Origin of the sequence: Paenibacillus glucanolyticus (genome assembly GCF_037333485.1) — a bacterium.
Lineage (GTDB): Bacteria > Bacillota > Bacilli > Paenibacillales > Paenibacillaceae > Paenibacillus_AQ > Paenibacillus_AQ glucanolyticus.
Genome location: NZ_CP147845.1, coordinates 2,830,628 through 2,843,138, shown reverse-complemented (window position 1 = coordinate 2,843,138; position 12,511 = coordinate 2,830,628). Strand labels below are relative to the sequence as shown.

Annotated in this window: 5 protein-coding genes (1 of these 5 only partly in view); all 5 read right to left on the bottom strand. The window is 48.9% G+C overall.

Annotated features, from left to right (window positions below; genetic code table 11):
* Window positions 1-206: 206 nt before the first annotated feature.
* Window positions 207-950, bottom strand: a complete 744-nt coding sequence (locus WDY75_RS13565) for a GTP pyrophosphokinase family protein (protein WP_006210951.1) — start codon at window positions 948-950, stop codon at window positions 207-209.
* 362 nt (window positions 951-1,312) lie between these two features.
* Entirely contained in the window at window positions 1,313-1,630 is a 318-nt protein-coding gene (locus tag WDY75_RS13560) for an ArsR/SmtB family transcription factor (RefSeq protein WP_063479879.1), read from the bottom strand.
* Between the two features lie 172 nt (window positions 1,631-1,802).
* Window positions 1,803-2,783 (bottom strand): acyltransferase domain-containing protein, encoded by a 981-nt coding sequence (locus tag WDY75_RS13555; protein ID WP_063479880.1) that lies wholly within the window; start codon window positions 2,781-2,783, stop codon window positions 1,803-1,805.
* A 17-nt stretch (window positions 2,784-2,800) separates the two neighbouring features.
* Window positions 2,801-3,475, bottom strand: coding sequence for an MBL fold metallo-hydrolase (locus tag WDY75_RS13550; protein WP_063479881.1), 675 nt, complete (start codon window positions 3,473-3,475; stop codon window positions 2,801-2,803).
* Between the two features lie 72 nt (window positions 3,476-3,547).
* Window positions 3,548-12,511 carry the final stretch of an SDR family NAD(P)-dependent oxidoreductase gene (locus WDY75_RS13545; protein WP_063479882.1) on the bottom strand. Its footprint extends 9,024 nt past the window's final position, so only the last 8,964 of its 17,988 coding nucleotides appear in the window; its start codon lies beyond the right edge, outside the window — the gene reads right to left on this strand; it ends in the stop codon at window positions 3,548-3,550.

Below are 12,511 nucleotides of genomic sequence, written 5' to 3'. Positions count from 1 at the left end.
GGATGTCTTCGGAATAATTCAGGCGGTGCCTTCCTTATTCCTCGTTATATGCTTCATGGGTATCAAGTCCTTTCGGTAATTCCGACTTTAACAGTCTTGTTATCCGTCTGGTGTTGATGTGACTCCACTTCCCACTTAGGATATATATACCCGGACCACTGCCGATGAAACATGTTGCACTTGATATCTTCGAAACAGACTTAACCTTATTTCTCCTCCGTGAATACCTCAAGCAAGCCCGCTGGAAGCTCATACTTGCGATTGTTAATCTGAATGCTCTTCAGCTCCTCCAGCAATGAATCCTCACTCTCTGAATCCTTGATTGCTTGTACCTCATGATGCAATTGTTCCATTTGACGGTCCAGCGCATTGGCGGTATCCGCTGCATTCTTCAGCTCCTCCAGCAGCTGCTGAGGAACCGACTTATTATATTTGTAGAAGATCTTGTGCTCCAGGCTTGCCCAGAAATCCATGGCAATGGTTCGAATCTGAACTTCAACGCATACCTTTTCAACCCTGTCGGAGAAGTACACCGGTACTTCTACTAGAAGATGCAGGCTTTGGTATCCGTTCGGCTTCGGATTCTTGATATAATCCTTCACATTAAGAACCGTTAAGTCGCTTTGCTGCTGCAGCATATCGCTGATTTTGTAAATGTCGGAAATAAAAGAACAGGTGATCCTTAAACCTGCGATATCCTTAATGTTATCCTCAATCGAGCTTAGGGATATGTTTCCGCCTTTACGAAGCAGTTTCTTCATGATGCTTTCCGGTGACTTCAGGCGGGATTTCGTATGTTCAATCGGGCTATAATCATGAAGAGCCTGGAACTCCTCTTTCAATATTTCCATTTTGGTTTCAATCTCATCTAATGCGAATTTGTATTTCATCATGAAACGGGTAATTTCATTCCGAATGATTTTGAGCTGTTCGATTTGCAAAGAATTCATGGGATACTTCCTTTCGATTGTGTGATTCAAAGTCGTTTTTGACTCGATCGTAATTAAATATCGCTTGCTGATTACATACTAGAAGTTCCGTTCCCTCTCTAAATATTAGTTGAAAAGGAGGGGTGCCTGCAACTTTAGTGCAATAACGCAAAAAAGACGCCGCAACCATTTCAAGTTGCCCCGTCTTCATCCTATGCCGATATGCTGCTGTTTGACTTACTTTACGCCGCTGTTCGCGCGGACTTTCAAGACTTCTTTTCAACAAAAGGTTACAACGAAACTCACATCATAATATAACTATATGATTATATTTAGAATAAAAAAAGCCTGGCGATTGAACAATGTGACCATCGTTAATCACATTAATATTTCATATCACTTTTGTTCAGCTGCTTAAGCATATCTTGTGGAGACGGCATCTCATTCAATACGGCCTGAATGTATGGCTTGTCTGCAACATTGAGCGAGTAATATACCCATTGTCCGCGCCTTTCTTCGTTCACGATTCCCAGAGATTTCAGTTTTCTTAAATGTTGGCTGACACCTGGTTGTGACATATGCAGCACGTGAACGAACTCGTACACACACCATTCCCTCTCTGTTAGCAAGATCAGCATCGTCAGTCTTGTCTTATCTCCCAGCAGCTTTAGCTTATCTGAGATGATCTCCAAACGTTCCATTCTCTGAACCTCCAATACCATCTTGAGCCAGATTCCATCCACCGTTGATATATAATCATATAGTTATCATTCAATCGCAATAAAATTACTATTATTATCATGAAGCGCAGGTTTTATTTCTCGGGCAATCGCAAAATAATCTTGGTTTCGACAACCGAATCTCACTTTGCCATCATGTCGTTACCCGTTCCCATTTTATTTTGGATAGTACCTGCTCCAGCCTGTTCATATCCTTGTGAAAAGGACTTAGAACCGAATGTAAACTCAGGACTCCGTCCGGGCCAAATAACGAATGATTGTGCTTTATGAAGGTTGCAAGTGTTCCCCCTGGCCCTAAATCCACAATAATCTTATCCTCCATAGGCAGCAAAGTTTTCAAGGCATCGCGAAAGCGGATCGGTTCCCGCACCGCGTTCCATAAATGCTCGGACTCAAAAGAAGCGCAGGCCCCTCCTGCCAGAGCTGATATGACTCCTGATTGAGGAGACTTCAAAGAACATGAGGCTGCATAACGCTTATATAGCGCTCCGGCAGGATCTATCCACTTAGAGTGAAAACCATAATGAATAGGTAACCGCTGATACGTCACTTTGCGTTTTTTTATATATGTCTCCACTTCAGAGAGGCCTGCTGCTCCCCCTGAAACGACAAAATGATTATCAAAATTAACTGAGGCAATCTCACAGTTCCGATAAAGCTCCGGTTCGCTATGGAACAGCGATACTTGTTCAAGAATAGCGATCATCCCTCCCGGTTCGCAATGATTCTGTACGATGTCCGCTTGAACGACCAAACTCTCCAATGCTGAAGTGTAATCCAGCGCTCCGGCAACGGTGCATGACGCAAATTCCCCCAGACTAGTACCAAACACATAATCAGGGTAGATCTGCTGCTCCATAAATACCTGGGCTAAGGCATATTCGATCATGAATATGGCGGGATGCGTGAGCGGCAATGAGTCAAATGGTTGACTTATTGGATAATCCTTATCGTACAACTCGTCGATGACCGAATTTCCGGTTATTCCGTAATAATATTGATCCAGATGCCGCATCCAGTGGCGGAACACCGGTTGATCTCGATATAATTCCCTGCCCATTTGGTAGTATTGCGAGCCTTGCCCGGAAAATAAAAATACGATGGATTTCCCCACCTTTGTTCACTCCCCTCTCATCGAAAATTAAATACGCTTTTCTGATTCGGCCTCATTCTGAAATCGACAAAATGCTTGCGCGAATCCAATTGAAAGTAAATATTCTGATCGTATAACCTTCTTATGGTTTGGCCCGGCTCGGCCCCGTAGGAATGACCGGGATACACACGCAAGTTCGGGGCAGCCAAAGCCTTGATCTTTTGGATACTCTCAAACATCGCCTCAGCCGAACCGCCTGGATAATGGCATCCCCCACAGCCCTCTATGAATAAAGTGTCTCCAGTAAATACGCAGTCCTCCAGCAAAAAACACATGCTTCCCGAGGTATGTCCGGGTGTCCACAAGCAGGTGACCTTCGTTCTCCCAATCGAGATGACTTCTTGATCCGAGACACTTATCAGGTTTCTGCAATGGAATCCGTAGTCTTCAATTTCCACATTCGACATGAATACGTCACATTCAAAAATCTCCGTCAGCACCAAGGTCAAATTCACGTGATCATAATGGGAGTGAGTCAACATAATCCCCTTCACGTCTGCATTCAAATCGTTCAGCTTGCCGAGGATGGCATCGAGTTCCCATGAAGGATCGATTAACAAGGCAGAACGACTGCTTTTGTCCAAAACAATATAGCAATAATTAATGTAAGGAAGCGAGACCGTTCGTAGTGCAAACACTTCGTAATTAACCATTGTCCTCCCTTTCGCATTGGCATGACAAAATCCCGACTAAGCGCCTTGTACCGCAGCTTAGTCGGGATTCGTTCACACCTTGCTTCCGTGTAATTCTTTCGTTTGGTCTTTAAACATCTGGAGGAACTCCTTGGTTATGCCTTCTCCAGAATATAACGCTTCGCAAAATGCAAAAATCGTTTCGTACGATTTAGCTTCCGACAACAGCACCATATGATTCGAAGGATCGATATCCATGACATGCAGGTCCGGGAACTGGCGTTCCCACTCCTTCCAGTATGCCGCTTGGTCTAGAACCGACGAATCTTCGGTTGTCGAGAAGTACGGCTCCAGCTCTCCGAAGATCAAGCCGCCCTTATTGCGGAAATAGTAGCAGGTTACGGCATCCGGGTCGGGAAGCGGCATCGCCGCATATTGATCGAATTGGTAAGCATGCTGTATCTTGACATTCGCCTCGATCATGGACACAATCTGATCCTCGGTCTTGGTGAGTCCGCGTGTGTTTCCCAGCTTAATAAGCTGCTCCAGCAGTTTGCCCTCTTCCACATTAAAGTCCAGTTCATCCCTATGAATCAGCGTCTGGATAAACTTGTCCGGTTCTTGAAAATTCCTCGAGGCAAGCGCCAAGTTAACGGCCTGCAATACGGCCGTTGTTCTTGAGACGGCTCCTTGCTGGAACTCTTTGCCGTATGGGGAGTCCAGCATCACAACCGAATTCACCGCATGCCCCAGTACCTGCAATTGACGCGTTACTTCATAGGCCAGAACCCCGCCTAAGGAGTATCCTCCCAGATCATAAGGACCGTCGGGCTGAACCGATTGAATAATGTGGGCATAATAAGCGGCCATCGCCCCGACCCCTTTTAGAGGAGTACGGTCAGTCAACCACCCTCTCGCCTGAATTCCGTAAAAGGGACGCTCACTCTTTTGCGCCAACTTCTGGTACATTTCGACACCGCCCAAACCCCCATGAAACCAGAATACGGGCGAACCTTGTGATCCTTTGTTAAGCAGGATGAGCTCGGGAAATTGCGGCCAACTGACGGGTGCAATAGACGCATTCTCAGGATGAAGTCTGGGCTGCCTGTCTTCTGTCGGCGGCAATTCAATCATGGCAGCAATATCCATCACCGTCCTGCATTCCTGCAGCTTGACGAGATCAACCGCGGGATCCAGCTGCTGCTGTAGCTGCTGCAGCAGCTGCATCAATAGAATGGAGTCAAGCCCATATCGATCCAAGGGCAGCCCCGGATTCATCTCAGCCGGTGCCATGCCCAGTATTCTCGATGCGATATCGATCACGCGGCTGCTTATATAAGGATCAGGATCGGTCTCTTGTACATCGTCCAGCTCAGGCCAGCACCTTCTCTTCTCGAATGGATACGCGGGAAGAGATATTCTATGGACTCGTTCTTCCATATGAAGCCATTCCCAAGGGAACTGCCCGCCTTTTGTCCACTGCAGCGCTATGTTGGTCAAATTGTTTTCTGCAAAAAGCGACTGAAGCGCAGCCGAATCCAGTTTGGAGCTTGAGAAGGTTGTATCCCCGGTAAAAATGGCCGGATTCGTAATGGCCCCACCGGGGTTATCCGGCGATGCATTCAGGAATATCCTGAAACCAGTAATCAGTTCCTCCCTGCTGCTGGCAACCATAGCTAACCGGGACTCCATCTGTTCCCTTCCCACCTGTAAGGTATATGCAAATTCCTCTAATGAGAACTCGGAATGACGTTCTGCATATTCAAGCATCTGTGAAGCGTATTCTTGAAGCCGCTCTGTTTTTTTTGCCGACAGGACGATAATCTGAGGTTTCCCTGAAGGTTCTACCCGAAGCAACCCTTCATCTGCAGGGATATACTCTTCAAGAATGACATGGGCGTTTACACCGCCGATCCCGTAGCTGTTTATCGCTGCGCGCCGCGGAAGCGTCTTGCCGTCTGCATCGGTTAAGGCTTCCCATTCATGATGCTCTGCGGAGATTCGCAGCGGACTGCCCGCAAGCGAAATATGTTCACTCGGACTTGTAAATCGGACCACCCCCGGGATAAGTTTATGCCTTATCGCCTGTATGGCCTTGATCAACGAAGCCATGCCGGAAGCCACTTCCCCATGACCCATGGCGGGCTTCAAGGTGCTGATATAACAAACATTGTCCTTGACTGAATCGATTGCAGACGAGCTGTTCGACGCAATCTCCTGATATCCCGCCCTCAGTGCATTCACTTCAATGCCGTCAGCCATCGGGGACGCAATGCCATGAGCTTCGATATAAGATATCGTCCGAGGATGAACTCCCGAGCCTTTAAAGGCTTGAGACATCGCGGCTTTCATGCCTCCGGCATTGGGAGAGGTCAATGACATCCCCTTGCCCCCATGCGAAACGCCTGTCCCTTTGATTACCGCATAAATGAGATTATGGTCCTTGATTGCTTTTGACAAAGGCTTGATGATCATCGCACCAACCCCCTCGCTCCGCACGAACCCGTCCGCGTCGGACTGAAAGGATTTGGCATGTCCATCCGGGCTAAGATAGCCCATGGCATCAAAACCTATGAAGCCTATTGGAGAGATCAGCAGGTTTACGGCGCCAACGATGGCTTGTTCGCATTCTTGATCGCGAATAGAGCGAATGGCACGATGCAAGGCCACCAAGGTTGAGGAACAAGCCGTTTCGTAATATTCGCTCGGCCCTTGCAGGTTTAAGGCATAGGAGATACGGTTCGGAATCAAGGATGGAACGACCCCTGTCATCGCTTGGGGATTCCCCTGCGAGATCGAAGTGATGTTCATATAATCGCCTGGACCTGCAGCCACGAATACACCTGTAGGATCTTGCGACAGCTTGCCCGGTGCAATACCGGCATCCTCGACCGCCTTCCAAACCTGGGTGAGCAGGAGACGCTGCTGGGGATCCATAATCTCGGCTTCTCTCGGGGAAATACCGAAGAATAACGGATCAAATTCTTCCACGCCTTCAATGAAGCCTCCCCATTTTAGACTGGAATGCCCTTGAGCCTCGGAAGGATCATCCAGACACTCCCTCCAGTCCCAACGCTCCTTCGGTATTTCCGTGATACAATCCTTGCCCTCCACGATATTCCTCCAAAATTCATTCACATCCTGTGCCATCGGAAACAGACCGCTGATACCTACGATAGCCATCGGCTCAGGATCAGCTTGAGTGTCTTGGGCAACCTGGGCTAACTGGACAGGCTGGACAACTTTCGGCGCCCATCGGGAGCGAGGTTTTCTGACGGGATTCACTTCTTCCTTCTCAACCTCAACCTCTACTGCGTTTATCTCTATTACGTTAACCTCTGGAGCGTCCGACTGCATGTCCGATGGAGTCCCAGCGGTAAATGCAGCCGGATGTTCCGCGATCAGGTATTCGGCAAAACTATCCAGCGTTGTATATTCAAAGAACACGGTCGGAGTCAATTCAAGACTGTAGGCTTCATTCAACATGTTGGCAAATTGCGTAAGGGAGATCGAGTCGAATCCATACTCACTGAATTCCGATTGAATATCGATATCTTCCAGCTTGACCTTTAATAGTGTGGACACGTTCTGTATCAACACGGTCTCTACTCTATCCCTCTGCGTGCCGTCATCGTGCTTGACGGTAGCAGTCATCATGCTCGGCTGTGGAGCAACGGCATTGGTTGGAGGGAGCATTCTGGGTTTCATTCGTGACATCATGCCTGTCATGACCAGAACCTGATTTCTTCCCGAGGCAAGCCCCTGATACAGGGCTTGAATTCCCGCAGAAGTCTGCATCGGGACGGTGCCCAGACTCTTCAGCATGATTTTTTCGACGTCATCGCCGACGCGCATACCGCCCTCTTTCCACAAGGGCCAATTGATGGATAACATTCGACCATGTCGCTGCTCGGATGCGGCAAGCGTATTTCTATACTCTGCGAAGGCATCCATGAAAGCATTGGCGGCAGCATAATCTGTCTGACCCGGATTTCCCGTCGCCCCAGCCACAGAAGAGAAAGCAATAAACAAATCCAGATGAATATTTTTACTGGCTTCGTCCAAATTTACGAGCCCGTTAACTTTGGGGGCCATCACCTCTTGCAGTTCCCCCACATCTTTTCTAAGAATAAGATTGTCCCGGATGATGCCCGCTCCATGAATGATCCCGTTCAGACGTCCATATTCATCCTGGATACTTCGGATCAAGGCGAAGACCTGCTGCCTGTCCGTCACGTCCACTTGTCTATAATCCACCTTGGCACCGCGAGCTCGCAGTTCGTCCAGCTCCGCCCGCGCCCCTGCTTGCAGCGCAGAACGTCCGGTAAGAATCAACACGGTTTCTTTGGCTGTATTCGTAATCTCTCTGGCAAAAATAATGCCCAGACCGCCAGCACCGCCCGTAATCAGATAGATGCCTTGGTCCTTCCACGGAGGAACTGCTTCCTTAGCATCAGCATGAAGCTCGCCCCATCCCGCAACCCATCGTTTGCCGTCCCGATATCGGATGCGTTGATCCGACGGCTGGCCGCTGTTCTCCATGGATACACCTGTCAATTTTGCAATTTCAGCAGAGCCTGATTCTATTTCGATAAATTGACACACAAGCTTGGAACTTTCCGACTGTGCTGCCTTCATTAATCCCGAAAGACCCGAGAACAACAACCGGTCATTCTGCGGAAGGGATACAACCTGAATCAGAATTTTATCTTTCGGTTTCTCTTGCAGGACGGCTTGGATTTCCTCAAAAATCCGGCTGGCATAATTTGTATACCGTTCTTCCATTCTTTCCTGAGATGATTCCAGCGTGATACAGCGTGCCTGAGTCATCTGTTGGTTCATGCCCTGCTGCAGGTCCAGACCGATCTCGCACAGGAAGACCAGATGTTTGGCATAACCCTGGGCGCTGGTGATGATAGGGACAGGCTGCTCTCTCCAGATCGGCTCCAGCATAAGAGTCCCGGGTGTCTCTGAAAGACCCTGTGACTTCACCTCACCGTCTAGCACCCTGGTTGAAAAACCTTTCATTATTACAAATACAGTCCCTTGAGCATCGCATAAATGGATATCCAGCTTCTGCACTTTGCTATCTGCTTTATTTCCTTCGCTGTACCGGATCAGAGCCCACATTTCAGACGGGCAGCGGCCAAATACCTCAAGCTCCTGAAGTGCAAACGGAAGTCCCGGCTTCAGGGCAGCGGACGACGCTGGATCTGAGCTCATCATCATGGAAATCGTTGCCTGCAGGGCCGAATCCATCAAGCTCGGATGCAGAGTAAACATTTGGGTTGTTTCAGAAACCACGGCGGGAATGGACAGCTTGGCCAATGCCTGACCACTTCCCAAATAAACCTTCTGTATTCCCTGGTGAGCCGGACCGTAATGAATGCCCATGGCTCTGTACGTTTCATAGATCTGGTTTGATGAAATGACATCTCGATTACATTCAGACTGAAGGGCCTGGATATCCAGCGATATATGATCCTCCATACTGCCTAATATCGCACTCCCTTGACTGTGCAGTACAGCTTCTCCATCTGCTTCTGGTTCGCTGCTGTATACTTCATAGGCAATTTCACCATTGTCCTCATAAACAAGATCAATATAGACTTGAACGGGTTCATCTCGCACCGCAATAGGCCGAGCCCACACCACGTTCTTGAGCCGTATTCCCATGCGCTCTTCCATCAGTATCTCTCCGGCCGTTTGCTCAACAGCCGCTCGCGCCATTTCAAGATAAGCCACACCAGGCAGGACGGGCGCCCCCTTCACCACATGATCCTTCAGGAAAAACTCGTTCCCCGTATACATCGAAGTGAAACGCAGCCCCGACAGGTCAGAGGTATTCCGATGAAGCAAAGGATGAACAACAGATGCTGCCGATGCTTCAGCAGGCCGGCTTGTTTCAGCGTCTACCCCAGCTTCAGGGATCCAGTACGGTTCACCGGCAAAAGGATAAGTTGGCAAGCCGATCCGAGAAGGTTTAACCTCGCCATAGATCTGGCCCCAGTCAACGCTCAGCCCCCTCACCCATAAATTGAGAAGTTTGGCGTATTTTCCTCGCTGGATCCATCTAACGATGGCATCCTGGATTTCTTCATCAGCCTCAAGAAGCGACATCGTCTCCTTATTGCGCTTGACCTGCCCTCTGAACGTATCCTTAATCGAATCGCAGCCATTCGCGAACTCGTGTAATTTTGCCTTAAGATCGTCCACGGAGCCAACGATCATGGCCAAGCGATCCTCCATGGCCTCGCGTCCCACTTGGAGTGTATACGCTATATCCCGCAGGCTTGCATCCGTCAGCTGTTCTTCGCCGATGGCGTGCATTAGCCTTCTGGCCTGCTCCCGGAGCCTGTCTTCGTTTTTGGCAGATAAGAGTATTAATGCAGGGCTATGTGAATGAACGGCAATAGGAGTCTTATGGCTGTCCTTAGGGATATACTCCTCAACCACGATATGGGCGTTAGCTCCTCCTGCCCCGAAGGACGAAATTCCGGACCGGCGAGGTACCTCCTCCCCATTAATCATGGGACGCTTCCAATACGACGTTTCACTCTGCACGACAAATGGCGTCTGATTGAAGTCGATGTTAGGGTTTAGTCTTTGTCCGTGCATGACATTTTTCACAAGCGTTTGATGTTTCATTTGAAGCAGCACTTTCGTAAGCTGCGCGATGCCGGCCGCTGCCTCCGCATGTCCGATGTTCGATTTGACCGAGGAGATGGAACAATAGCCTGTTTCTTCGGTATATCTACCAAATACGTCCGTCAAACCTTTAATCTCAATCGGATCACCAAGCGCCGTTCCGGTACCGTGAGCTTCGATGGAGCTGATGCTTCTTGGGTCAATTCCACTTTGGATGAGCGCATTCTCAATGGCCTGTGATTGGGATACCGGACTTGGAACGGTATAACCGTTCGTTCTGCCCGCATGACTGACTGCCGTGCCTTTTATGACTCCATAAATGTAGTCCTGATCTTGGATTGCCTCTTGCAAAGGTTTCAAAAAGACGGCGCCTATCGCCTCGGATGGTACATAGCCTGTGCCGCCTTCACCAAAAGCACGGCATCTTCCGTCTGAAGCGCTGAATTGCCCCTGGCATAACGTAATGTATTTGCTTGGATGAAGGGATAGATTAACGCCGCCTGCAATCGCCATCTTGGACTGTCCGTTTCGGATGCTCTCGCAAGCCAGGTGTACAGCATAAAGCGATGAAGAGCAGGCCGTATCCACCGTTAAGCTTGGACCCGTGAAATTCATGATGTAAGACACCCGGTTCGCTATCGAGAACATCTGGCTCGTCGCCAGATACATATCTTGATTGGCTTGCTTGGCCGCATCGGCCATAAACAGCTGATAGTTGTTAAATGTAGCACCTACAAAAACTCCGATTTGATTGCCATAACCGTCATGCTTCAACGATTCGCGCGTATAACCCGAATTCTCCATGCATCCCCAGGCAACCTCCAGAAACAGCCGTTCCTGTGGATCCATGTACATGGCGTCTCTTGGCGAAATATTAAAAAACAAGGGATCGAAATAGTCAATACGGTCCAAGAAGCCTCCCCATTTGCTATAACTCAGTCCCTTGGCAACAGCTTTAGCCCGGTCCGGCTCATAGAAGCCCTCCAGAGACCAGCGATTTGCCGGAATCTCTTCAATGCAGTCCTTGCCTTCGTACAAGTTGTTCCAGAACTGCTCCAGCGTCTCCGCTTTCGGATAACGGCCAGCCACTCCAATGATGGCAATATCCGCAGATTGGCTTGGCTGACGTTCCGTTAGAGATATTGATTGTTTGTTAGACGGACTAACGGATGAGATGGAGGCTGAAATAGCTGGCTTTTTTGTTGTTTCAACCTGCTTTAGACTCTTCAGGGGCTTCCCCGCAACGGCCACAGCCGTATCGGCTGCGAGTGCGGAAACCACGTCTTTATACTCCCGGATTAAATAAGCGGCTAATGTCTTGACGCTGTTGTACGTATAGAAGAGGGTGGTATCCAATTTCCCGATCCATAACTCCATTTTCCGATTCAGGGCAGTAATCATCAGGGAATCAAGTCCCAATTCTTCAAAGGAGGCTTCCTCCTCCAATTTATCATGGGGGATCCCGGTAACCTCTCCAAGGAGCATTCTTAATCGTGCTGTGGCTGCCGATACCATCGCTTCCGTATCCACGCTGCCCTGAAGAGGAGTTTGTTCTTCATTAAGGTCATCTTCCAAATCTTCTGTTTGGCTAGCTAATGGAAGCTCTTCTACTTCCGCCGCAGAATCGAAGCCCGTCTCTTTCTCCATCCCTACAGCAGCTGGCTCGTTCACGGCTGTTTCGGCAGAATCCACCCAATATTCCCCTTTTTCAAAAGGATAGGTTGGAAGCTTTACCTTATAAGGTTGATCTTCGCCAAACAGCAGATTCCACTCGATGTCGTACCCCTGGCAATACAAATCCGCCAGCGCGAACAGTGTCTCTTGGAATTCGCTTTTACGATGACGCTGGGTGAGGCTCTTCGTAAGGAGCTCCTGGATATAAAGCTGCATCGCTTTTTGCCCGGTAAAGTCCCGCGGAACCCTGCCTGTAAACAGATTTGGCACTTTCTCGCTGCTGGAGGACAACTTCAGTACATACTTCGCATCACCTAAATCCTGAATGACCACGGCACAGCGATGACTGAAGTGGCGGCGTCCCTTTAACAGCGTATAGCTTATATGCGGAAGATCTTCATCATTCCATGTCTCTTGATCAAGCGTTTGGATCATATCCCGGATTTTTTCGTCGAGTGCTTCCTTCGTTTTTGCCGACAAGGCAAGCAGATTGTATGGCGGACGGGCCTTGGACACACCACCTTTTCTATCTCTTGCATAACTCTCAAGAACCATATGCGCATTGGTCCCGCTCATGCCAAATGCGCTAACTGCCCCGGTACGAACTGTTCCTTCCGGTCTGCTCCAAACTTTGGCTTCCCTATTTACATAGAACGGGCTCGCACCCCAATGGATATAATCGTTCTCTTGTTCAAAATGGAGGCTTGGCGGAATCATTTCATGGCGCAGGGAAAG

Bases quoted from the DNA above. Each gene is read 5' to 3' on its own strand.
- WDY75_RS13565 (WP_006210951.1), bottom strand. From the start codon at position 950: ATGAATTCTTTGCAAATCGAACAGCTCAAAATCATTCGGAATGAAATT.
- WDY75_RS13560 (WP_063479879.1), bottom strand. From the start codon at position 1,630: ATGGAACGTTTGGAGATCATCTCAGATAAGCTAAAGCTGCTGGGAGAT.
- WDY75_RS13550 (WP_063479881.1), bottom strand. From the start codon at position 3,475: ATGGTTAATTACGAAGTGTTTGCACTACGAACGGTCTCGCTTCCTTAC.